Origin of the sequence: Bacteroides sp. 1001302B_160321_D4, assembly GCF_015667765.1 — a bacterium.
GTDB lineage: Bacteria > Bacteroidota > Bacteroidia > Bacteroidales > Bacteroidaceae > Bacteroides > Bacteroides xylanisolvens.
The window spans coordinates 1-21,625 of sequence record NZ_JADPLO010000081.1 but is presented as its reverse complement, the minus strand read 5'-3'; the positions used below and the strand labels follow the sequence as shown (position 1 = coordinate 21,625).

At 41.8% G+C, this 21,625-nt stretch carries 13 protein-coding genes; 6 read left to right on the top strand and 7 right to left on the bottom strand.

Annotation, left to right across the window (positions count from 1 at the left end):
- The first annotated feature begins 81 nt into the window (after window positions 1-81).
- The 4 genes from KFO40_RS22780 (at window position 82) to KFO40_RS22765 (ending at window position 7,539) form a co-directional block, all read left to right on the top strand.
- Window positions 82-2,916 (top strand): glycoside hydrolase family 78 protein, encoded by a 2,835-nt coding sequence (locus KFO40_RS22780; RefSeq protein WP_211146837.1) that lies wholly within the window; start codon window positions 82-84, stop codon window positions 2,914-2,916.
- A 200-nt stretch (window positions 2,917-3,116) separates the two neighbouring features.
- Complete coding sequence (locus KFO40_RS22775; protein WP_211146836.1) at window positions 3,117-4,469, top strand: glycoside hydrolase family 28 protein; 1,353 nt, start codon at window positions 3,117-3,119, stop codon at window positions 4,467-4,469.
- Between the two features lie 96 nt (window positions 4,470-4,565).
- Window positions 4,566-6,530, top strand: a complete 1,965-nt coding sequence (locus KFO40_RS22770) for a DUF3826 domain-containing protein (RefSeq protein ID WP_211146835.1) — start codon at window positions 4,566-4,568, stop codon at window positions 6,528-6,530.
- A gap of 202 nt (window positions 6,531-6,732) precedes the next feature.
- Window positions 6,733-7,539 (top strand): patatin-like phospholipase family protein, encoded by an 807-nt coding sequence (locus tag KFO40_RS22765; protein WP_008022223.1) that lies wholly within the window; start codon window positions 6,733-6,735, stop codon window positions 7,537-7,539.
- Here the strand turns inward: KFO40_RS22765 and KFO40_RS22760 are convergent.
- Together KFO40_RS22760 and KFO40_RS22755 are read right to left on the bottom strand one after the other, a co-directional pair.
- Complete coding sequence (locus KFO40_RS22760) at window positions 7,499-8,602, bottom strand: type II toxin-antitoxin system HipA family toxin (protein ID WP_008022224.1); 1,104 nt, start codon at window positions 8,600-8,602, stop codon at window positions 7,499-7,501. The two genes, KFO40_RS22765 and KFO40_RS22760, sit on opposite strands and share 41 nt — an antisense overlap.
- The gene (locus KFO40_RS22755) at window positions 8,586-8,912 is read right to left on the bottom strand and encodes a helix-turn-helix domain-containing protein (RefSeq protein ID WP_008022225.1); all 327 of its coding nucleotides are present in this window, start codon (window positions 8,910-8,912) and stop codon (window positions 8,586-8,588) included. Before KFO40_RS22755 ends, KFO40_RS22760 begins: the two co-directional genes overlap by 17 nt.
- Window positions 8,913-8,938: 26 nt before the next feature.
- Here KFO40_RS22755 and KFO40_RS22750 point away from each other — a divergent pair, with 26 nt between their 5' ends.
- Window positions 8,939-10,342 carry a DUF6035 family protein gene (locus KFO40_RS22750; RefSeq protein ID WP_009039630.1) on the top strand — a complete coding sequence of 468 codons (1,404 nt, stop codon included), beginning with the start codon at window positions 8,939-8,941 and terminating at the stop codon, window positions 10,340-10,342.
- 6 nt (window positions 10,343-10,348) lie between these two features.
- Here KFO40_RS22750 and KFO40_RS22745 read toward each other — a convergent pair whose 3' ends face one another.
- The 5 genes from KFO40_RS22745 to KFO40_RS22725 all read right to left on the bottom strand — a co-directional run bounded on the left by KFO40_RS22745 (window position 10,349) and on the right by KFO40_RS22725 (window position 20,523).
- Window positions 10,349-11,248 carry an SDR family NAD(P)-dependent oxidoreductase gene (locus KFO40_RS22745; RefSeq protein ID WP_118196496.1) on the bottom strand — a complete coding sequence of 300 codons (900 nt, stop codon included), beginning with the start codon at window positions 11,246-11,248 and terminating at the stop codon, window positions 10,349-10,351.
- Between the two features lie 113 nt (window positions 11,249-11,361).
- Window positions 11,362-15,222 carry a family 78 glycoside hydrolase catalytic domain gene (locus KFO40_RS22740; RefSeq protein WP_211146834.1) on the bottom strand — a complete coding sequence of 1,287 codons (3,861 nt, stop codon included), beginning with the start codon at window positions 15,220-15,222 and terminating at the stop codon, window positions 11,362-11,364.
- 129 nt (window positions 15,223-15,351) lie between these two features.
- On the bottom strand, window positions 15,352-16,818 hold the full coding sequence (locus tag KFO40_RS22735) for a glycoside hydrolase family 140 protein (RefSeq protein WP_134978839.1): 1,467 nt from the start codon (window positions 16,816-16,818) through the stop codon (window positions 15,352-15,354).
- 20 nt (window positions 16,819-16,838) lie between these two features.
- Entirely contained in the window at window positions 16,839-18,041 is a 1,203-nt protein-coding gene (locus tag KFO40_RS22730) for a glycoside hydrolase family 105 protein (RefSeq protein WP_008771002.1), read from the bottom strand.
- Window positions 18,042-18,054: 13 nt separating this feature from the next.
- Complete coding sequence (locus KFO40_RS22725; RefSeq protein WP_008022233.1) at window positions 18,055-20,523, bottom strand: glycosyl hydrolase family 95 catalytic domain-containing protein; 2,469 nt, start codon at window positions 20,521-20,523, stop codon at window positions 18,055-18,057.
- 220 nt (window positions 20,524-20,743) lie between these two features.
- Here KFO40_RS22725 and KFO40_RS22720 point away from each other — a divergent pair, with 220 nt between their 5' ends.
- Entirely contained in the window at window positions 20,744-21,361 is a 618-nt protein-coding gene (locus KFO40_RS22720; protein WP_008022234.1) for a DNA polymerase ligase N-terminal domain-containing protein, read from the top strand.
- The last annotated feature ends 264 nt before the right edge of the window (window positions 21,362-21,625 follow it).

Genomic DNA, 21,625 nt, shown 5'->3' with positions numbered 1-21,625 from the left:
TGCTAAATTCCCATTTAACCGCAAAATTCCCATTTAACCGATAAATTCTCATTTATCGAACAAATAAAAGATACTTGAAAAATGAAATTCAAAAAGATTCTTCTTTCATTGCTAATTTGTTTGTCTTGTTTTGTACAGGCAAAGAATATAACCATCAGTCGTCTTACCTGTGAGATGCAGGAGGGACTGGTAGTGGTCGAAGGTTCACCCCGTTTGGGCTGGGTGATGGAATCGCCGGAAAATGGGACACGACAATCGGCCTATGAGATTGATATTCGGGAAGCTTTTACAGGGCGTTCCGTTTGGAATAGTGGGAAGGTTTATTCTTCGCAGAGCCAGTTAGTTTCTACAAAGGGGGCAGATATACGTCCTGATAACTCATTTAATTATAGTTGGCGCGTTCGTGTTTGGGATGAAACAGATACACCTTCCGAGTGGAGTAGTGAAGCGAAATTCCGGGCAGTACCCGAAAGGTTATCTTCGGGGCAGTGGATTGGAGCTATTACCCGACAAAATGCTCATTTACCGGAAGGGCGTAAGTTCCACGGTGGAGAGCTGAAGAAACCGGAAGTGAAAGCTGCTTGGGAAGCAGTGGACACTTTGGCAAAGAAAAGTATTTGTTTGAGAAGAACATTTCAGGTAGGAGATGCGAAAGAAGGGGGTGCAAACCGTAAACCGGGCAAGAAAATAGTGGAGGCAACCGCATACGTTTGTGGTCTGGGATTCTATGAGTTTTCTTTGAATGGCAAAAAGGTGGGTAACAGTGAGTTTGCCCCATTGTGGAGTGATTATGATAAAACTGTTTACTATAACACATACGATGTGACGGAACAATTGCGGCGTGGTGAAAATGTCGTAGGAATCTTATTGGGGAATGGATTCTATAATGTGCAGGGGGGGCGTTATCGCAAATTACAGATCAGCTTTGGTCCTCCCACACTTTTATTTGAGCTGGTTATTAACTACGAAGATGGAACATGTACGACGGTTCATTCCGATAATAATTGGAAATATGATTTTAGTCCGGTAACCTTCAATTGCATATATGGAGGAGAAGATTATGATGCGCGTCGTGAACAGAAAGGATGGAATCAGATTGGCTTTGATGACAGTCATTGGCGTCCGGTAGTCATACAGGAAGCTCCTAAAGGAATACTTCGTCCACAGATGGCGGCTCCGGTGAAAATCATGGAACGGTATGATATTCAAAAGGTAACCAAACTAAATGCGGACCAAGTTGCATCAGCTTCTGTATCAACTAAGAGAACAGTCGATCCTTCTGCTTTTGTGTTGGATATGGGACAGAATCTGGCTGGCTTTCCGGAAATAACAGTACGTGGCAAACGTGGTCAGAAAGTGACTTTGATTGTAGCCGAAGCATTGACAGAGGAAGGTGCTTGCAATCAGCGTCAGACAGGGCGTCAACACTATTACGAATACACTCTGAAAGGGGAAGGCGATGAAACCTGGCACCCTCGTTTCTCTTATTATGGTTTTAGATATATTCAGGTAGAGGGGGCTGTCTTAAAAGGACAGAAGAATCCGCAGAAATTGCCTGTATTAAAGAATATTCAATCCTGTTTCGTCTATAATTCAGCTAGAAAAGTTTCCACTTTCGAATCATCCAACCGGATATTTAATGCTGCCCATCGATTGATCGAGAAAGCGGTTCGCAGCAATATGCAATCTGTGTTTATGGATTGTCCGCATCGTGAGAAACTAGGGTGGTTGGAACAGGTACATCTGAATGGTCCGGGTTTGTTGTATAACTATGATTTGACAGCATACGCTCCGCAGATTATGCAGAATATGGCAGATGCACAACATTCCAACGGGGCCATGCCGACAACTGCTCCGGAATACGTGATTTTTGAAGGTCCGGGTATGGATGCTTTTGCCGAATCTCCGGAGTGGGGTGGTTCTTTGGTTATTTTCCCTTTTATGTACTATGAGACTTATGGAGACGATTCATTGATTAAGAAATATTATCCGAATATGCGTCGTTACGTGGATTATCTCAAGACTCGTGCAGATAAAGGTATTCTTTCTTTCGGATTGGGAGACTGGTATGATTACGGAGATTTTCGTGCGGGATTCTCACGGAATACGCCCGTTCCTTTGGTGGCTACTGCGCATTATTACATGACAGTCATGTATTTGGTACAAGCTGCGAAAATGGTAGGTAATGACTTTGACATTCATTATTACACTTCGTTGGCACAGGATATAATGGTTGCATTTAATAAATGTTTTCTTCATAAAGATACGGCACAATATGGTACAGGAAGCCAATGTAGTAATGCGCTTCCGCTGTTCCTCCAAATGACGCAGGATGCAGATGAACAAGGTAACTACCGACCGGATGCAGATTTGAATGAGAAAGTATTCGCGAATCTGATAAAAGATGTGGAAGCACATGGCAACCGTTTGACTACCGGTGATGTGGGAAACCGTTATCTGATTCAGACATTGGCGCGTAATGGGGAACATGAACTTATTTATAAAATGTTCAATCATGAAGAAGCTCCCGGATATGGTTTCCAGTTAAAATTCGGCGCTACAACTTTGACCGAGCAATGGGACCCCCGTCAAGGTTCTTCCTGGAATCACTTTATGATGGGACAGATTGATGAATGGTTCTTTAATTCACTGGTCGGTATTCGTCCTTCTACCACTCCAAAACAAGGTTATCAGAAGTTCATCATCGCTCCCCAACCTGTGGGAGATTTGAAATATGTCAAAGCGTCGTATGAAACTTTATACGGTACCATTAATGTGGACTGGACTTGTGAGAATGGGACTTTCACTTTAAACGTGTCTGTTCCGGTGAATACTACCGCTGTTGTTTATCTCCCGGGCGGAAAAGAACCGAAAGAAATACAGAGCGGAACATATCAATTGGTTTGTGCAAAATAAAAGAACCTTTTTGTATATATTTGTAGAATTAAAAAACAATGTATTCGTATAAAAAATCATGCAGCATCTTTATTTTAATCATGTAGCATGTTTGAAAAAAACATCTCAATGATTGTTTTCAAACATTGGGAAGAAAAAAAGATTCTATTAGCATGATTTTTTAGAAGGAAACGATGAAATATACTTTAATAATATCGATTATGAATTTACGAACAACTCTTTTTGTCTTTCTTTGCTTCTGTGCAACCACAGTTCTTCGTGCCGAGCGTGTAGATATGCTGAAGGCCGGTGCAAAAGCAAATGGCAAGACTCTTAATACAAAGCTAATCAATTCAACGATTGACCGTCTGAACCGTGGCGGCGGAGGTACTCTTTTCTTTCCTGCCGGAACTTACCTGACGGGGAGTATCCATCTGAAAAGTAATATTACACTGGAGTTGGAAGCCGGAGCTACCTTGCTCTTTTCCGATAACTTTGATGACTATCTTCCTTTTGTCGAGGTTCGTCATGAAGGAGTGATGATGAAAAGTTTCCAGCCTTTGATTTATGCGGTAGATGCCGAGAATATTACGATCAAAGGAGAAGGAACTTTGGACGGACAAGGAAAGAAATGGTGGATGGAGTTCTTTCGTGTCATGATTGATTTGAAAGACAATGGCATGCGTGATGTGAATAAATATCAGTCCATGTGGGATGCAGCAAATGATACGACAGCAATTTATGCTGAAACGAACAAGGATTATGTAAATACATTGCAACGTCGCTTTTTCCGTCCTCCGTTCATTCAGCCCGTTCGTTGTAAGAAAGTAAAGATTGAAGGAGTGAAAATCATAAATTCTCCCTTCTGGACGGTCAATCCGGAGTTTTGCGACAATGTAACTATAAAGGGGATCACCATAGATAATGCGCCCTCACCAAATACGGACGGAGTGAATCCGGAATCCTGCCGCAACGTACATATCAGCGACTGCCATATATCAGTAGGAGACGATTGCATCACAATCAAGTCGGGAAGAGATGCGCAGGCCCGTCATTTGGGAGTACCTTGCGAGAATATCACTATCACCAACTGCACCATGCTTTCCGGTCACGGAGGCGTTGTTATCGGCAGCGAGATGAGTGGGAGTGTGCGTAAAGTTACTATTTCCAATTGTGTGTTTGACGGAACAGATCGTGGAATCCGTATTAAGTCAACCCGTGGAAGGGGAGGAGTCGTTGAAGATATTCGTGTCAGCAACGTCGTAATGAGCAACATTAAACAGGAAGCTGTCGTATTGAATTTGAAATACAGTAAAATGCCTGCCGAACCTAAGAGTGAACGCACTCCGATATTCCGTAACGTACATATCAGCGGAATGACTGTGACAAACGTAAAGACTCCGATCAAAATAGTGGGCTTGGAAGAAGCGCCGATATCTGACATCGTTTTGCGTGATATTCATATTCAAGGAGGGAAACAGAAATGTATCTTCGAAAATTGTGAACGTATCACGATGGATGACGTAATCATCAATGGTGAAGTAATTAAAAGCATCACAGATACCACAGATTAACACTGATTTTTAATTCGACTAAATTATAAGAATAATAAATCTGTGAAAATCTGTGTAATCTGTGGTGAAAAAACAACTTGCATAAATTAAAAATAAATGAAACGAATCCTTTTTACTATGCTTCTTGCCGCATCTCTTTCGGCCGAAGCCCAGACGCAAACATACGAGACGGAATTTGCCCGTCCCTTGAATGAAGTACTGACGGATATACAGAACCGTTTCGGAGTCCGTTTGAAATATGACATTGATACGGTGGGAAAAGTGCTGTCTTATGCCGATTTCCGTATTCGTCCTTATTCCGTGGAAGAATCCTTGACGAATGTATTGGCACCTTTCGATTATAAATTTGTTAAGCAGAAAGGAAATATGTATAAGCTGAAAGCATACGAGTATCCACGTCGTACAGATGCAGACGGAGAGAAGATGCTGGCTTATCTGAATACACTCTATACAGACCGACAGTCTTTTCAACTTCGTGCCGATTCTCTGAAAAAAGAGGTACGTCAGCGTTTAGGTATCGATCCTTTGTTGGCTCAATGTGTCAAATCCAAACCTATTCTTTCAAAGATACGTAAGTTTGATGGCTATACCGTGCAGAATTTCGCGCTTGAAACACTTCCCGGGTTATACGTTTGCGGTTCTATCTATACGCCCCAATCGAAAGGAAAACATGCGTTGATAATCTGCCCTAACGGACATTTTGGTGGCGGACGTTATCGGGAAGACCAACAACAACGTATGGGAACTTTAGCACGTATGGGAGCTGTTTGTGTAGACTATGATTTGTTCGGATGGGGAGAGTCGGCTTTGCAAGTGGGCAGTGCGGCACACCGTAGTAGTGCGGCGCACACTATTCAGGCAATGAACGGCTTACTGATTCTTGACTACATGCTTGCTTCCCGTAAGGACATTGATACCAGCCGTATCGGTACGAATGGCGGTTCGGGTGGAGGTACCCATACTGTATTGTTGAGCGTATTAGATGATCGTTTCACCGCTTCAGCTCCGGTGGTGAGCCTGGCTTCTCACTTCGACGGTGGTTGTCCCTGCGAAAGCGGAATGCCTATTCAACTATCTGCAGGAGGAACCTGTAATGCGGAATTAGCCGCTACTTTTGCTCCTCGTCCACAACTGATCGTATCGGATGGCGGCGACTGGACGGCCAGTGTTCCTACTCTTGAATTTCCTTATCTGCAACGAATTTACGGATTCTACCAGGCAAAAGATAAAGTAACGAATGTACATCTTCCCAAAGAGAAACATGACTTTGGCCCGAATAAGCGGAATGCTGTTTATGACTTCTTCGCAGAAGTATTCAAATTGGATAAAAAGATGTTGGATGAAAGCAAGGTCACCATTGAACCGGAATCCGCTATGTATAGTTTTGGTGAAAAAGGAGCTTTGCTTCCTGAAGGCGCCATCCGTTCTTTTGACAAGGTAGCTGCTTATTTTGACAAGAAGGCTTTTGCTAATTTAAAATCAGATGCTTCTCTCGAAAAGAAAGCCATCGACTGGGTAGCTTCTTTAGAGTTGAACGATGATAAAAAAGCAGGTTTTGCAGTAACTGCCATTTATAATCATCTTCGTAAAGTGCGTGACTGGCACAATGAGCACCCTTATACAACAATCCCCGAGGGTATCAATCCTCTGACAGGCAAACCGCTTTCCAAGCTCGACCGTGAAATGATTGCAGATTCTGCTATGCCGAAAGAAGTGCATGAAAGGCTAATGAAAGATTTACACAGAGTATTGACGGAAGAACAGATTGAACAAATCCTGGATAAATACACGGTAGGTAAAGTTGCTTTTACCTTGAAAGGTTATCAGGCCATTGTGCCCAATATGACGGAGGAGGAAACGGCTTTCGTTCTAGAACAGTTGAAACTGGCTCGCGAACAGGCTATTGACTACAAGAATATGAAGCAGATTTCTGCTATCTTCGAAATTTATAAAACCAAATGCGAACAGTATTTTAATGAGCATGGTCGCAACTGGCGTCAGATGTTCAAAGATTATGTGAATAAGCGAAACGCAGAAAAGAAGGCTCAAGGAAAGAAATAAAATGAAGGTAAACCCTTAACCTCCTACATAACCGGAAAATCTCCGGGATAATAGAAGAATATAATAGAGCTATGCTTTGCAACTGACAAAGCATAGCTTTATCATATCTAAAGCTATGCTTTAGTTCCCCTAAAACACTGCTATAATTTATTTCTTCACGATTACTAAACATCTTTTTCGCAGAAAATGTGTTATTTTGTAGATGGCTAACAGAAATGTATATGATATGGATAAGCAGAAAGTAGCATTAGTCCTTTCCATGGGGGGAGCACGTGGAATAGCACATATAGGAGTAATTGAAGAATTACTTCGTCACAACTTTGAGATTACTTCCATTGCAGGAAGTTCCATGGGAGCAATGGTGGGAGCAATGTATGCTTCAGGAAAAATGGAAGAATGTAAAGAATGGCTGTATAGTTGGGACAAACGCAAAATGTGGGAATTGGCGGATCTTACCTTAAGCCGGGATGGATTAGTGAAAGGTGACCGTTTTATTAAAGAACTGAAACAAATTATTCCGGACATGAATATCGAAGACCTGCCTGTCCCTTATGTAGCGATGGCTACGGATATTGTCCGCGATCAGGAAGTTAGGTTTGACAGAGGGAGCTTACATGAAGCTATCCGTGCGTCTATTTCTATCCCTATGCTTTTCCGTCCGTTGAGAAAAGACGGTATGGTATTGATTGATGGAGGTATTCTGAATCCTCTTCCATTGAGTCATGTGCAACGCACTGAAGGAGACATTCTGATAGCTGTCGATGTGAATGCACCCATTGATACCGGAAAGAAAAAGAAAGTATCTCCTTATAATCTGTTGACAGAATCTTCGAGAATGATGATGCAACAAATCACTCGTTACCAGATAGAACGTTGTCAGCCGGATATCTTAATTCAGATTTCCGGCGATACGTATGATATGTTGGAGTTCCATCATGCTGCTTCGATTGTGAAGACAGGAGCGGAAGTTACTCGAAACGTGTTGAAAGAATCTCTTGGCAATGATTAATCATGTGGTTGATGATCTCCATTCCTTTTCTTCGGGGTATACGGATACTTTCACCGACCGCCAACATATCTTCAATATCCGGATTTCCTTTGTTATTTGCTGAAGTAGCATGTTCACCGTGATACCCCTCTTTGCAGAGAGTTAAATCATAAGCAGGTGCTAATGACCATTTTCCTTCGCGACAAATAAAACTGAAATTTTTAACATGGTCGTCTTTGTTATCTGTAAGTACATTAAACACCATGCGTTGGAACATTTCATCAACTTGTTGTGAATCTTGTGTCAAATATCCTGTTAAGTGTAACAATACCTTGTAATCTAGTTTTGGATTTGATATTGATTCATTGAGTAACGCACCAGCAGTAGCAATGTGTAGTCGTTTTCCATTCTCTATATCAAAACGTTTGCTGGCAAAATATTTGCCATCTAATAACTTGTAATCAGGAACATTTATTCCACATTTACGAGCTACTTCATTATATTTATATTCCATTCTCCCCATATCTTTCGGATCATATGTATGGCGGAATTTCACTAACCATGCACCTTCACGATCATGCCACAAGCATTTAGGACGGCAGCCACCGGAATTACCACTATTGAAATATAAAATATCTTCGCCTTCTTCAGATTTTTCTGAAAGTACTTCCAGAGCCATTTGTTGTAAGTTGTCCAAGTCAGGTAGAGATTTTTCTTCTCCAATATAAGATTCCGGCACGTAACTAAGTGCTCCCATTCCCGAAATTCCCACTATACTTAATCGCTGAATAGGTGTAAGCAAAGCATCATTTATACCTTGTTTTTTGAGTAAACGATTCAACAAATAACGACCATATCCATCAGGGAGACTATCCTCAAATATTCCAAAATTTCCCCAGAAAGGTTCTGGTTTGGCGATGAATAAACTAGATTCTAATGGTAAGTCTAATGGAGAGATAGAAAAGCCTGATATCAGCCATTTCTTATCGTACTGGAAAGCGCAACATCGGTTATCGTGTGTCATGGTAAGTTCTCCTATCTTTTGATCACGATAAAGTACCGATAACTTATTTACTAATTTCATTTCTTCCTCGCTTCCTGTTTTTATTTTTATTGATAACGTCCAATTCTTCCATTGTACTGTAAAGTGGTTCTGCAAGAAGTGCCTTTACGTCTTTGGAATATCCTAATGCTTTTGTTAATGCCACATAAGAGCTCAATGAAATAGAAAACTTCTGTTCAAACTTAGCTATAGTGGGAGAAGGAACGCCACTTAACTTGGATAAAGCATCTCTTGAAAGTCCTTTCTCCAATCGCCTCTTTTGTAAATTGCAGGCAAGTAACTGCAGAATATCTTCGGGCGTATCTATATCAAAGTTGTATAATAAAGACATATCATTGTATCTGATAAGTAACAAATATGATTATAATAGATATTATTATATCTGTTACAAAGATAGTGTTTCACTTTGACTTATTCAATAAAAATAGCAGAAAAAGTAGCCCACATAGCTTTTTAGTTCTGTTCTTACAACACGGATATCAGATAACTCGTAAGGATAGAGAAACTATAAGAGACAAGTGTGAATATGTAGTATATAAAAAATTAGCCACTCTCTCAAGGCTATCTTTTACTTTATATGAACAAGGACGTCCTGATTTAATAGCGGAATTATTTAATTCTGTTGATTCTTTTATAAAGTCAATTTATACTATTGAGTCTTTGTTATCTAATACTTCGGTATATTTTGAATATAAAACCAATGTATGGCTTTGTATTGCTAATAACGCAATTACTAATTATAGAGATTATTGGATATTTTGTGAGGCTGCATTGAAAAAATGCGGAAAATGGGAGGAAATATATAAAATTAGTTCATTCAAGGCAATATACAATGCAATAGATAAAGATGCACTATTAGAGTGGGAAAATCAAAAACAATATGAGATTCTGAGGTTACTATATCCACAGTTGGAAGTGCCTGATATTCGTATAAAAGGAAAAACAGTTAGTCTTTTAGAACAGGCTGATTCTATTTTTAAGAAATCGGAACTATCAGACACTTTTAGTTCTTTAGGTTATGCTATAAGAAAACAGCGTCCGGCATGGGGATGCAACGATATAGAAGGTAGAACAGCTGAAGAAAAGGTTTTGTCATTATGGAATACTCTTCCACATGATACTTTTTTGATGGCACTACTTTGTCTCAATTCTGGAGATTCACATATTATCCTTGAGCAATTAAAAGAATATGCAAGGACTGATGTTCTGGATATTTTATACAGCTCGGAGATACATCCCAAATTGCAAATAGGATTAGAAGCCGGAACAGTGGGTAATTTGGATTTTCTTTTTTCATTATGGGAATTAGGATATAGATATCATACCCACCAAGAATGGCAGGTGCACGGAAATATAACAAGTACTAAACAAATGAAACTTTATTGTTTAGACAAGTTCTATGATATGAGTTTAGATATTGATTTGAAAGAGATAATGAATAGTATTGCTCTTAGAGCAATTTGTATGGTAGAAGCCATTAAAACCAATGATTTGTTCTGCACTAGTAATCCTAATTGGAAATCATATATAAATGGAGTACGTGGTGCAACTTTACAACATCCATTAAATCAATATTGGGGATATATTGATATGGCTTTCGATGCTTATCATTTTACAGATGGGCAGAGTATGAGAAGTTATCTTTCTCAAAAAGAACCCGGGATAAAATTAGAAAAGGGCTCTGAAAAAATAGAAATAAATTCAGCTATTTACAAAGCCTTATCTGTTTTGTATCCAGAAGTATATAACATGAATTCGTAATGATGTTTATGTTGCGTCCGAAGATATATAAATCATCTTTTTCGTCATTCCCCCGTCAATAGTGATGTTTTCTCCATTGATGAAATCATTGTTTTCCTCGCAGAGAAACAGACACATGCGGGCAATATCTTCCGGTTTACCTACCCGGCGTGAAGGATGCTGTGAATGGTCTTCCGGTTGGAGTTGATTATAATCATGGGTCTGTATCCATCCCGGAGCAATGGAATTTACGGTGATATTCCATTCAGATAAAGACAAAGCCAATGCATGAGTCAAAGAATAGATACCACCTTTCGAAGCTGCATACCCTTCACTTCCCGGTTCACTCATCAGATAACGTGTAGAGCAGATATTTATAATTCGGCCGTATGGGTTGGGAGAGGGCTGCTTTTTACGATGGATGGCAAGCAGCCGGGAAGTGATGAATACAGGACGCAGGTTAATAGAAAGAATTTTGTCGAAATCCTCTACACTTGTTTCTGTGATAGAAGAAAATTTGCTGATACCGACGTTGTTGACAATAATATCAATATCGTTCCATTCGGCAAGAATGGTTTGCATACAACTTTCAAGTGCGTTTTTATCACTTACGTCGACCTTATGGAATATAGCCCCGGTTGCCTTCGCAGTCTCCTGTCCCGATGTTTCGTTTATATCACAAAAGGCAACTTGATTTCCAGCCAGGCAAAAAGCTTCTACTATTGCTTTGCCAATTCCTTCTGCTCCTCCAGTTACAAATACTCTTTTTTTTGAACCATCTGACTTTGAAGCCATTGGAGTGGGGGATTCCGATTCAGCCGGACGTACTGCTGTTAGTTTCTTCTTACCATATTTTTGTGCTTGTTTCCAAGCAGCTTTTCGGGCTTCGTATTGTTCCTGTTGTCTCTCTATGTAATTATCTGCCATCGTTATTTTTTATTTATTGGCAAATGTAAAGTATAAAATGGATAAATACAAGAATCGACCGCTCTTTTGCGGGCAAAGGAGCGGTCGATCTCATTCAGATGATCGTTCAAAATTTAAAACTTCGTCGGATCTATCTCTGCATATTTAATTCGTTGACGGCGCCATGTGTAAATGGCATGCAGCTTCCCGTCTTTTCCCTGAATAATGCTAGGGTAAGAGTATTGGCTGATCGGACTATCTTCTAATGTAAGAACAGGCTGCCAATTGATACCATCTTCTGAAACGGCCACACAGAGCGGAGTACGCGGACCTTTCGGAGTTCCGGGCAATGTAGAGAAATTATTGTAGATAAGGATATGTCTACCGTCTTTCATTGTCACGGCATCTGTACCGGAATTATTATTCGGGACATTCAGCAGCGTTACTTTACTCCATGTGTTACCATTATCACTGCTCCACGCAGTTGCTACCTGTGCGTTACGTGTACGGCAGAGTATCTGTAATCTTCCATCCTTATGCTTCAAAATACTGGGTTGTATTGCATAAACAGGTTTGGCTCCTTCTCCTTTGATCGCTTCTCCGCCTTCCTGGTCATCCACATTCACACCTCCCTTTTTACGATTTTGGGTGGGGACAGATAACTCGGCATCCAGTGGTCCGACCATCTTCCAGGTCTTGCCTTTATCATCGGAAATCTCGAAATGGACACGCCATCCGTTACTTCCTTCCGTACTGGAAGGACAGATGATACGCCCATTGATATATTCCGGTTTATTCTTAATAGGTCCAAGAAAACCTTTTGGAAGCGCTTCGCGTTTGCTCCAGGTTTTTCCTCCGTCGCGTGAACGGACAAGCCATCCTGTCCAGTCGCTCACTTTCAAACCTATTTTATAAAACAGAATCAGGTCACCTCCGGGAATCTGGAAAAGAACCGGGTTCCAGCAAGCTTTTCTGCGGGCAATAAGTGTTCCTTTTGCATCTTTCACCGGGGTACAGGTTGAATCGATTCCGGCTAATACTGCTTGTGGGTCTTTGAGTGAAAACACACCATCGGCAGCAAGTTTGGGGGTGGTCCATTCTTTAGAGCCTTTAGGTTTACGACATACCCAGATGCAACAATCCGGATTGCGCTCTTTGGTTCCTCCGAAGAAAGAGGCTACGAGATCACCATTTTTCAGCTCTACTATCGTAGCTCCGTGACATTCGGGGAAAGAAGCGTTTTCATACAGAAATTCATCAGTCAGAATAGCCGTATTCCGGGTGGGAATGTCTACACTGAAATGATATTTTCCCGAACCGATTTTTTCTTTCCGTCCATCCGGAAGATGTACTTCCCCCGTCGTATTGGCGGGAAGTTCGATATCCCATTCCAAATGTGTGGGAGTCTTTGTCCATCGGCTGGTTATTTTTCCGTAGATACTCATGTACGATGCATCCACGTTACTCAACTCCTGAATTTCAAAAGCCGGCTGGAAGACGATATGCTTGTAACCGGACTTCCAGCGGTCCGCACGGATACCTGCCAAGTTATTGAAGCACCAAGGCAATAAGTCACCTAAAAGCATCACGTGATTACCGCTATTCATTTCAGGATTTGCCGTGTCACCGTTCCATAACTCCCAAATAGTGGTAGCACCTTTTTCAACCATATATCCCCAGGAAGGATATGTTTTATTGGTAGCCAGTAGATAAGCAACATTGGCATGCCCGCGACGGCTCAATTCACGCAATAACCATTGTACACCGATCACTCCGGTACTTATATGTCCCTTGTTGGTTGTAATAATGGAAGTTACGGCATTTTTAGCTACTTCATTGATGTAGTTCTTTGGCACTAGACCAAAAGCAAGTGGCAAGATATTGGCAGTAACTGTGTTGTTACCGTAGAAAATACTGTCCGGATATAAGGTATGTCCCGGTACGGGAGAAGTACCTTCTTTTATGTGTAGAAAACGGGCATTGAATGCGTCTTTCATGCGATGTTCCAAATCTTCCCATTCTTCTGCGTCAGCTTTCAGCCCTTGCAGGCTTGCAAAGCGGTGCATCAGTTGTAATACTTTCAGATAATAAGCGGTTGCGATCAGAGCTCCGTCAGTCTTGCGGGAAGGGTCCTTGCTATGAATTAACTCCAGTGATTCGGGCGGAACGCACCAGTCACCATATTTATCTTTGGTGATGATAAAATCTTCTGTCATGTAGTATTCCCGGATATGAGATACCCACTTCTTGATAGCCGGATAATTCTCTTCGATCGGACGTTTATCTCCAAAGTTTGTGAAAAGCATGTCGCAGGCCATTGGTAAAGCGGCAGGCCAGGTCACATTGTCCGAGTAGTAGTTCCAGTATGCCGGGGCTACATCAGGAATACAGCCGTCTTCCCGTTGTGCTTCACGGATATCACGCGTCCATTTGGTATACATGGCGTAATTATCGAAAAGCATGCTTTCTCCCCAACAGCCCATGGTACGGTCACCCAACCATGGTTGGCGTTCATTCCGTTGCGGACAGTCAACCGGCATCCCTTTATAGTTGCTCCGGATTCCCCAAAATGCATTACGGATAATTTTATTCAGAGTTTCGTCAGAACAGTTGAAAGTACCGATATGCTCCATTTCATCTTCTACTACTTCGGCAACGAAATCTTCTGCCTTCGCATTCGGATAACCGCTGACTTCTACATAACGGAACCCATGATAAATAAAACGAGGTGCCCAGGTAGCATCTTTTGTTTCGCGTCCGCTGACAACATATACATCTGTAGAACGGGCATCCCTGAAGTTTCTTGTATAAAGTTCGCCATTGTCTTGCAGACTTTCTGCAAAACGGAGACGGATGCTATCGCCAGCCTGTCCTTTTATCCGGAAACGTACCCAGCCCGCCATATTCTGACCGATATCCAGGATATATTTGTTACCAAGCTTTTTTATAGAAACGGGCTTCAGGGTTTCTGTAACTTTCATGCCCGGCATCATTTGTGCACGCAATGTTCCTGAAGGAATACTGACACGTTGGGCCGGCATCCAGTTTTTGTCATCATATCCGGTTTGAGTCCAGGCTCCTAGCTCTTTACGAGCATCATATTCTTCGCCATCATATTCATTATTGCTACGGATAGGACCTTCAGTAGTCAATTTCCATGAAGTGTTTGTAGCAATCGTTTCTTTGCTGCCGTCTGCATATTCCACAATCAGATTCAACCGGAGTTTAGGATAACCGAAAGTCGGTATCTTATACGGTTTATAGTTCTGACGCATCGTATAGAAGCGACCATTTCCAAGAGTTACTCCAATAGCATTTTCTGTTTGAAGCAGTGAAGTAACATCGTATGTGTTGTACAGAATTGTTTTCCGGTAGTCGGTAGGAGCAGGTGCCAGTACTTGATTGCCGATGCGTTGTCCGTTGATAAACAACTCGTACAATCCCATTCCGGCGATATGTACTGTGGCACGTTTCACACTTTTCTTTACTGCAAACTCTTTACGGAGATAACGGGCTGCCAAACGGCTCCATTGTGTTTCGCTGTCTCCGGGAGCGGCCCTGTCCAAGCCGATCCATTGCCCTTGCCAGTCCGCTTCATTAAATAGTCCGGTGGTCCAGAAAGCCGGAGCACTCCAATTTGTTGCACCTTTGTTGGTGTCTATTTTCACTTTCCAATAGTAGGAGGCATTACATTTTAATGTTTTTCCCTGATAAGTGATCCATTGGGAAGCGTCAGATTCAATCTTTCCTGAATCCCAAATATCTCCTTTTCCTTGTTCCAATAGCTCCGGGGAAGATGCGACAAGAATGTGATACGCAGTTTGTATCACATTCTGTTCATCCGATTCGATGCGCCAACTCAATCGGGGTTGGCGCACATCGATACCTGCCGGATTTTTCAACTGCTCCGTTCGCAGGTCAGTGATACCTATGGCTGCGTATAGTGAACCTGCAAAGAGCAGAAGAAAGAAAAATGATACTATTCTTTTATTCATAAGTATGTTCTCATAATTCGTTTATATAATAAATTTAGGCACGGATTGCACGGATTAATGCTGTTGTTTTACTTATCTGTCATTCTGAAAACCGTAAAATCCGTGTAATCTGTGCCTAATAATACAAAATTATTTAGCCCATTTTTGTTGTGCATTTGGTAATTCTGTCCAGGCCTTCTCCACATAGTTCTTACTACTATCCACTACAATCAGAATATGATCGTTTCCACTGCAATAACCACTGTCGTGCTGGAATTTGTGCACTCCGTTATCAAATTCTCCGATGTATTCCAGTTTACCATCTTTCGTGGTGTACCACCAAGCATTCTTTTTCGCGCCGCTAATCTTGCTGAAATCAACTTCTATCGGACGTCCGGTATAGTTGTATACCATCAGATAATCATTTCCACGTGTAGCGATAGCGCGGTCATAACGTTCTCCATTCTGTCCTGTGATGATAGACTGATCGGGTATGCGTTCAAAGAACGGGAAAGTCAACATCAGGTTTTTCAGATACTTCATCTGATTGTAGCCCGGATCATTCAACGCATCATACCAAGGTTTCTTTGCACCGTAAGCACCACCTACACCCGGTTTGATAAATTGCATGATGGAATTATGACCGTAAGTATGTCCGAAAGAACCTGCAAATACAGACCAATAAGCATAACGACGTACGTCATAATCCTTCCACAACAGTTCGTTTTCATCGTGCAGACCATGAGGTATTTCTTCATAGATCGGTTCACCGTCAATCACAGGCTTCATGGGTTTCATGGCCAGGCTGCGTTCTACAAAACGCCAGTTATCCTCTTCCGTATTTTCTTCGATAGGGTAGTCACCATCTCCGAAACGTTGTCCATAGCGACGATGTCCGCTTTGAAACATGTTGAAATCCAACCAGGGAGCGTTATTGAACCAAGTTGCGGAAGTTGTTCTTCCACGTGGATGGAATGTCATCAGGTGATTTTTGTCGATAGCTTTGATAGAGGTTGCCAAAGCTTCCCATTCAGCAGTTTTCACGTCGCCACGGATATCTCCACCGATAAACCAGATAATATTCGGTTCGTCCTTATAACGCTCTGCCAAAAACTTGCCGTATGCTTTTGCCTGTTCTACAGTCATCTCGCCCCGGTTCACCGGGCTTCCCCAAATGCAGACCATGCCGATATACTGACCTTTCTTGGCTGCTGTACGGATAATGTAATCCATGTGATCCCAATAACCGTATACGCCTTTTTGATTGATGTTTTTGAAGTTGTATCCGTCAATCATCGAATATTGTCCGTAGATATTCATAGACGGAACATTGTTCAACGTTTGAACCTGAATCACGTTGTATCCGCGACGTTTGCATTGTTCCAGGTAATATTCGGCTTCATCCCGGTTCAAGCGTTCGGGCAATAGCCAACCGGTTTCTCCTAACCAAAAGAAAGGAGCACCGTTTTCGTGTTTCAGGTAACGTCCCTCTTCGGAAACTACGAGTTTGCCGTTGTCCCAGGGGATATACGTCTTTTGTGTTTTCTTCTGTGCTGCAGCCGAAGTTGCCATTGTCAATAGCAGCAACAAAAGGGGAATAATCTTGAATTTTCTCATTGTATTTTATCGTTTTTAGTTTATTTTTTAGTCATTTTCTCATACTCAATAGCAGCCAAGATGAATGAACCTACCGATTTCGGATCATTTTCTATAATCGGTTCACTGATATAATATTCAAATGAGCCGTCACGATATCTTTTTGAATCTCCGCCCAATCCTGCAACAGCACAGCAATTGGTAATTGTATAGCTGCCATCTTCTTCCAAACGGGTAAATGTCTTTACCATTCCGTCAAAGGCTTTTTGTGTCGGTTCGATATACTCGTTGCCAATATATCCTTTATTGATAGCTTTGGCAAGCGTATAGATAAACAGGGCAGTGGCAGATGATTCCAAATAATTACCTTCACGTGCTCCCTGATCGGTTACCTGATACCAGGTTCCGGATGAAGGATCTTGGTATTTCACAATCGCTTTTGCCAATCCCTGCAGAATTTGTATAATGCTGTCGCGTCCGGCTGTTTCCTGTGGCAGGAAGTCCAGTACATCTACAATAGCAGCTCCATACCATCCGATACTGCGACTCCAAAAATTAGGAGAACAACCTGTTTCAGGATTTGACCATTTCTGTTCGCGACTTTCATCCCATCCGTGATAAAAAAGCCCTGTTGCAGGATCATAAGTCTTGCTATTTATCAAAAGAATCTGTTTTGTTGCTTCGTCAAATAAAGCGGGCTCATTAAAAGTAGCACCATATTGAACCAGATAAGGAGAAGCCATAAAAATTCCGTCCAGCCACATTTGATGAGGATATCTCAATTTATGCCAGAATCCTCCCTCACTGGTACGGGGTTGCTCTGCCATTTGCTTGCGCAAAGTATCCATGGCTATTTTGTAACGTTCGTCTCCGGTCTGTGCGTAAAGATCGAAAAGAATCTTTCCACCGTTGACATTATCAATATTGAATGAAAGATATTTCATGGTTTTGATATGTCCGTCAGCATCGATCAGACTATCTGCATATATTTTGGCATACTCATAATATACGCTGTCCCCGGTATGTTTCCATTCTTCCAACATGGATTTCACTACTAATCCGTGGGTATATCCCCAGCGTGGTTTTTTAGCTTTTTCAATCATCCAGGGTTCGGGGAAACGTTTCATTTCGGAGCGTGCCATGCGTTCACTCCATTTTTCCGTTTCTGTTTTTTGAGGTGCTGCGCAAGCCAGGAAACAAGCAGTTCCACAGGCGACAATCAGTTTCAATAAGTTTTTGTTCATATCGGTCGAGTTATTATTTTCCAATCAATACATATTCTTTTCCTGCTTTGGTAGGTAGGTCGTAGAGGTAAGTCTCTGCAATTTCCACTTTGTTCAAGTTGGCCTTTTCGTTAATCAATGGCTCCGGAATGGTGGGGACTGCATAAAGAGGGTTCGGATTTTCACCTTTGGCACGCTTCAAGCCATTCCCGGTTAATGGGTTGAGCGAACGTAAACGACAATTTCCTCCCTTATGAGATTTGACAACCAGTCGGCTAACTTTCCCGTTTTTCCAACTCAAATCAAGTTCGAAACCTCCACGGGCAATGATTCCTTTGATAGAACCTTCTTTCCAAACGGTAGGCAGTGCGGGAAGCAAATATATAAAACCGTCGTAGCTTTGCATCAACATCTCTGCAATGCCTGCGGCACAACCAAAGTTTCCATCAATTTGAAATGGCGGATGCGCATCGAACAGGTTAGGGTAGGTGCCTCCTTTTTTCTTTTCATTGCGTACGAGAGTCAGCTGGTCAGTTATCAACTTGTAGGCGTGGTCGCCATCAAGCAGGCGTGCCCAAAGGCAAACTTTCCATCCCATGCTCCACCCGGTCGACGGGTCGCCACGATGAATCAGAGAAGTGCGTGCCGCATCGAATAGTTCGGGGGTACGGTAAGGGGAAATCTGATTGCTGGGGAAAAGTCCGTACAAATGAGAAATATGGCGGTGCACATCCTTCGGATCATCCCAGTCGAACATCCACTCCTGTAATTGTCCCCAATGTCCCACCTGCATGGGAGCCATTTCTTTGAGACGTTGTGTCAGATGAGAGGCAAACTCCTGATCTGTATCCAGTATTTGAGAAGCAGATATAATTGCTGTCCAAAGATCGAAAATCAATTGGTTGTCCATGGTGCATCCGGCAGCTGTAGTAGCTTTCCCGTTACTTCCCGAATGTACATTCTCCGGTGAATTACTGGGGCAGACTACCAGCCAGTTGTGTACGGGTTCTTTCACCATAATTTCATCAAAGAAACGTCCGGACTCTTTCAGTATCGGATAGACAGAACGCAGGAATTCCACATCTCCGGTGTATAGATAACGCTCCCAAAGATGTCGGCAAAGCCATGCGCCACCACTGGGCCACATACCCGAAGGAGCTTTGTCAACTGCTCCTGTAATACGCCATATATCCGTGTTATGATGCAACACCCATCCGTTGGCTCCATACATAATCTTAGCCGTCTCTTTTCCTGTGTTACTCACTTCTTTTATCAGACGGAATAACGGTTCATTCAGTTCACTTAGATTCGTTACTTCCGAAGGCCAGTAATTCATTTCCAAATTGATGTTACAAGTATATTTGCTATCCCAGGAAGGGAATAATTTGTCATTCCAAATTCCTTGTAAATTGGCGGGTTGTCCTCCCGGTTGGGAAGAACAGATCAACAAATAACGTCCGAATTGAAAATAGGTGGCAACCAGATGTGTGTCATTGGTGTTTTTGAAATTCTCCACACGCTTATCGGTGGTTACATTCGCATATTGGTCTCGTCCCAAATCAAGAGAAACGCGTGTCAGATATTGTCGGTAAAAATCAACATGATTCTTCTTCGATTCAATGAACGGATGAACCATTGCTTTCGCCAAATAATTCTTAGCCCGCTCTGTCTGATTACCGGTGATGTCTTGATAATTGTTGAAGTTGGTGGCAATAGATACATAGACCGTAGCTTCATCAGCTCCTTCAACGGAAAGGACACCATCGGCACAAGCTATTTTCCCACCTTTATTTTTAGCAGTCAATCTGCCTTGAAATTCTACTTTCCCTTTGAGCCCCTCATGCAAGGAAGAGACTCCCGAGAGTGTCACACAGTTTCCCTCTTCAGAAGCGATCATAACATCCTGGTGAGGCGAAGTGAGTTGTGCATTGAAAGTAATTTGTCCGGGACGATTGGCGGTCAGTCGTACCATTACTACCTGATCGGTAAATGAAGTAATCGTTTCGCGTTGATACTGCACTCCGTCTACTTCATAACGTACGATTGCACGTGCGGAATCCAGACTTAATTCCCTGTAATAATTGGAATAACGTGTATGACCTGGAAAAGCGATTCGCAGGTCACCAAAACTTTGGTATGGCATTCCTGAATTAGTCTTTGCCATTACCTTTTCTGTGGCCAGTGTCTGAGCTTCAAGGTATTTTCCGGCAAAGACCAGCTCACGCACTTTCGGAATATATTCCAGTGCATCCGGATTGGCGTTATTATTGGGACGTCCCGCCCAAATGCTTTCTTCGTTTAGTTGTATTTGTTCTGTGCCTGGTGTTCCATATACCATGGCCCCCAAACGGCCATTCCCAAGGGGTAATGCTTCGGTCCATACCTGTGCGGGACAGTCGTACCATAGCTTGTATTCGGGTACAGAAGACTTCTGTTCCTGCGCCTGAATACAACCAACAGACATCGTGACGAACAGATATCCGATTAATCTCTTTTTATTCATTTCCTTCCAATTGCTTTTATACTTTTATAAAAGGACGATTGAAAGGGATTTTTGTACCCACTATGCAGGCAGTAAGAAAGGGAGAAGAATAAAAATAAGTTAGCAAACTTAAATGCAGTTATAAAGCCATTAAAATAGATGAATTTCGACAAACAAACAGATATACTGATTGTTGTACATTGAATCATTCGTTTTTTTATTCACCTAAAAAATACAGATTATGGCAAAGAATTCTCCCGATGAAGGAAAAAATATCAAAATGGTAGAAAAGCAGGCGGCTGAAGCCTCTATGATCAACCTCAAAGAGTACCGGGCAAAAAGGCAATTCGGTAAAACACCGGAACCGATGGCGGAGACGGTGGAAACTCCCAATCGAATGCCTGTTTTTGTTGTTCAAAAGCATGATGCCAGTCATTTTCATTTCGATTTTCGTTTGGAAGTAGATGGAGTATTAAAAAGTTGGGTGGTGCCTAAAGGACCTTCCATGAATCCAAAAGATAAGAGGTTGGCCATAGAAGTAGAAGACCACCCCTTGAGTTATGCGCACTTTGAAGGAGTTATACCGGAAGGTAACTATGGAGCAGGTACGGTGGAAATATGGGATAGTGGAACCTATGCTTACGTTGGTAATAATCGTAACATTTCCGCTGCCATTAAAAATGGAATACTTGAATTCAAGTTACACGGGCATAAACTCAAAGGGCTATTTGTCCTTATACATACCAATATGGATGATCAGGATAAAGACTGGCTGTTAATAAAGAAAGACGATGTATTTGCGGTCACTCACGTTTACGATGCGAAGATTATTCCGTCTTATGATGAGGTATTCCTGTAAATCATGATCTGACAATACTTATCTAAAGTCTATTATTTTCAAATTATATACGCGGCTTTATAATTCTACTTATTTCATTATTTTAATGATTAAGTGGAACTATATGATCGTATGGTTGTGTTATTGTATGGCATAATATTTGACAATCACTACGTTTCGCCAAATAAAATGATGATTTTAGAATCTATTCTTTGATATTTCGGTAACAAACGATATTGTTACCACTTTTGATAGAAAACACCCATTGTTTTTGTTAGAATCCAC